At 72.2% G+C, this 3,351-nt stretch carries 3 protein-coding genes; all 3 read right to left on the bottom strand.

Annotation, left to right across the window (positions count from 1 at the left end; translation table 11 throughout):
- Positions 1–146 precede the first annotated feature (146 nt).
- Positions 147–1,319 carry a histidine kinase gene (locus AB0G02_RS32400; RefSeq protein WP_360801783.1) on the bottom strand — a complete coding sequence of 391 codons (1,173 nt, stop codon included), beginning with the start codon at positions 1,317–1,319 and terminating at the stop codon, positions 147–149.
- A complete protein-coding gene (locus tag AB0G02_RS32395) occupies positions 1,316–3,037 on the bottom strand; it encodes a cation acetate symporter (RefSeq protein WP_360801780.1) in 1,722 nt (573 codons plus the stop codon). Before AB0G02_RS32395 ends, AB0G02_RS32400 begins: the two co-directional genes overlap by 4 nt.
- A partial coding sequence (locus AB0G02_RS32390; protein WP_360801777.1) for a DUF485 domain-containing protein occupies positions 3,034–3,351 on the bottom strand: 318 nt, incomplete at its 5' end. The genes AB0G02_RS32390 and AB0G02_RS32395, both read right to left, overlap by 4 nt.

Below are 3,351 nucleotides of genomic sequence, written 5' to 3'. Positions count from 1 at the left end.
CTGGGCCTGGCGTCCGCCGCGGCCTGACCGCCGGTTCGGCGGAACAGCCCGTTCGGCGTCGTACGGCGGCCGGCAGCCGCGCGGCTCCTCGGAGTCGGTGCGGTGCGACGCCGGCGAGTCCGTGCCACCCGCCCCACCACTCCCGGTCAGGCGTGCACACCCGCCTGGTACTTCGGCACCCTCACGCTGATCTTCGTGCCGAGCCCCTGCGCGGTTTCCACCACCAGGCCGTAATCGTCGCCGTAGCAGCGCCGCAGCCGCTCGTCGATGTTGCCGAGCCCTATCCCCGCCGTCTCGCCCACCTGACCCGCCAGCGTGCGGCGCAGGGCGTCCGGGTCCATGCCGATGCCGTCGTCCTCGATGGTGATGTGCGCTTCCTCGCCCGCGTCCGCCGCCAGGATCGAGATGTGCCCCGGGCCGACCTTGCCCTCCATGCCGTGCCGCACCGCGTTCTCCACCAGCGGTTGCAGGCACAGGAACGGCACGGTCACCGGCAGCACCTCGGGCGCTATCTGCAACGTCACCTTGAGCCGCTCACCGAACCGGGCCCGTTCCAGCGCGAGGTACTGGTCGATCGACTTCAGCTCCTCCGACAACGTGGTGAAGTCACCGGCCCGGCGGAACGAGTACCGGGTGAAGTCGGCGAAGTCCAGCAACAGCGTGCGGGCGCGCTCGGGGTCCGTGCGCACGTAGGAAGCGATGGCGGACAACGAGTTGTAGATGAAGTGCGGCGAGATCTGCGCCCGCAGCGCCCGCACCTCCGCCTCCACCAGCCGGGTCCGCGACCGGTCCAGCTCGGCCAGCTCCAGCTGGCCCGACGCCCAGCGCGCCACCTCGTTGGTCGCCCGCACCAACCCCGCCGACGCCTCCCGGCTGTACGCCGCGAGCACGCCCACCACCCGCCCCTCCACGGTCAGCGGCGCGAGGACGGCCGTGTGCACCGGGCAGTCGGGCGCGGAGCAGGTGATGTCGAACGCGCGGGTGCGGCCGGTGTAGAACACGTCGGCGGCCAGGTCCATCGCCTCGGCCGCGTGGTGCTCGCCGTCGCCCTCCCACGCCACGACCTCGGTCTCGTCGGTCAGCGCCAGCGCGGGCGTGCCCAGCAACGTCCGCAGGTGCTTGGCCGACTTCTTCGCCGCCTCCGGCACCAGCCCGGCGCGCAGCGGGGGAGCGGCGGACCACGCGGTGTGCAGCGTCTCGAACGTGATGCGCTGCTCGTGGGTCAGGAAGTCGTTGCGGGTGCGGGAGGTCCACCACAGCGTGATCACCACGGCCAGGCCGACGACCAGTATCGCGCCCGCCGTGAACAGCGCGGTCACAACCGGTCCTGGCTGCGCAGACCCAGGTTCTCCGGCGCGTGCAAGCGCACCATGACGTGGTTCACCCCCGGAGGCACCTTGCGCGGCGTCAGCAGCGACACCACGTACATCACGACGAACCCGAGCGGCACGGTCCACGCGGCGGGCCGGGCCAGGAACACGTGGTACCACGCGCCGCCGCCACCGGCGCTGATCGTGACCAGACCGGCCACCAGCGCGGGCAGTCCGCCCGCGACCATCCCGGCGATCGCGCCGACCGTGGTGATGCGCGTGCTCCAGATCCCCAGCACCAGCAAGGGGCACAACGACGACGCGGCCACCGCGAACGCCAGGCCGACCATGTCCGCCACCGGCACCCTGCCCACCAGCCACGTCATGCCCAGCGGCACCAGCACGGCCAGCACCGTCGACACCCGGAACCCGCGCACGCCGCGCAACCGCAGCACGTCCCGGCTCAGCACACCCGCCAGCGACACCATCAGCCCCGAGGACGTGGACAGGAAAGCGCCGAACGCGCCACCGGCCACCAACGCGCCCAGCAGCTGACCGCCCAACCCGTCGATCATCCGGCTCGGCAGCACCAGCACCACCGCGTCGGTGTCACCGGTCATCAGCAGCTCGGGGGTGTACAGCCGGCCGAGCGCGCCGTAGATGGGCGGCATCAGGTAGAACACGCCCAGCAGCCCCAGCACGATCAACGTCGTGCGGCGTGCAGCCCGGCCGTTCGGGTTGGTGTAGAAGCGCACGATCACGTGCGGCAGGCCCATGGTGCCCAGGAACGTGGCGATGATCAGCGAGTACACCGCGTACAGCGGGAACCGCTCGCCGCTGCGCATGGGCAGCGCCCACACGTCGTTGGTGTTCGACGGGATCGACCGCACGTGCGGCACGGCCGCGCCCTCGGGGAAGGTGATCCGGGTGCCCGCGGACACGGTGTGCCCGCCCGCGGTCAGCTCGCCGTCGCCGTCGACCCGGTGGCCGTCCAGCCTGCCGGCGGCGGTGAAGGACGTGGCGGCGGGCGCGTCGAACGCCGTGTCGGTGTCGAACGTGATCGTCGTGCGCTCCGGGAACGCCGGGAACCGCGGCCCGGTCAGGTCGCGCGCGCCGTGCGCGTGCCAGGCCAGCACCAGGAACACCACCGGCACCGTGATCGCGGTCAGCTTGAGCCAGTACTGGAACGCCTGCACGAACGTGATGCTGCGCATCCCGCCGGAGGCCACGTTCGTGGTCACCACGACCGCCACCACCAGCGCGCCCACCCAGTCCGGCGCCCCCGTCACGGTGTGCAGCGTCAGCCCCGCGCCCTGGAGCTGCGGCAGCAGGTACAGCCACCCGATGCCCAGCGCGAACCCGCTCGCCACCGCCCGCACCGCGGGGGAGGCGAACCGGGCCTCGGCGAAGTCCGGCAACGTGTACGCGCCGCTGCGGCGCAGGGGAGCGGCGACGAGCGCGAGCAGCACCAGGTAGCCCGCCGTGTAACCGACCGGGAACCACAGCATGTCCGGTCCGTGCGCGAAGATCAGCCCGGCGATGCCGACGAACGACGCCGCCGACAGGTACTCGCCGCCGATGGCCGAGGCGTTCCACCACGGCGAGACGGTCCGCGAGGCGACGAAGAAGTCCGAGGTGGTGCGCGAGATCCGCAGCCCGTACGTGCCGACCAGCATGGTGCCGACCGCGACGACCAGCACCGCGATGATGCCGTACGTACTGCTCACGAACGCTCCACCAGCTCGGCGAACTCCCGCTCGCTGCGCTCGGCCTGGCGCACGTAGAACCAGCCGGCGAGCACGAACACCGGGAACACCAGGAAGCCCAGCAGCAGCCACGGCAGCGGCAGGCCCAGCAGCCGCTGCGCGCCGACCTGCGGCGCGAACGTGAACACCAGCGGCAGCGCCGCCACGCTGCCGCACACCACCGCCACCAGCAGCAGCCCGAGCCGCCGCTGGGTGCGGATCAACGAGCGCATGTAGACCGCGCCGAGCTCGCTCTGCTCGTCGATCTCCCGCGACGCCGGGTACGGGCGGGGGGC

It is taken from the genome of Actinosynnema sp. NPDC023658 (assembly GCF_040639995.1).
Classification (GTDB): Bacteria; Actinomycetota; Actinomycetes; order Mycobacteriales; family Pseudonocardiaceae; genus Actinosynnema.
The sequence above is the reverse complement of the archived record's forward strand: the minus strand, read 5'-3'. Positions and strand labels throughout refer to the sequence as shown.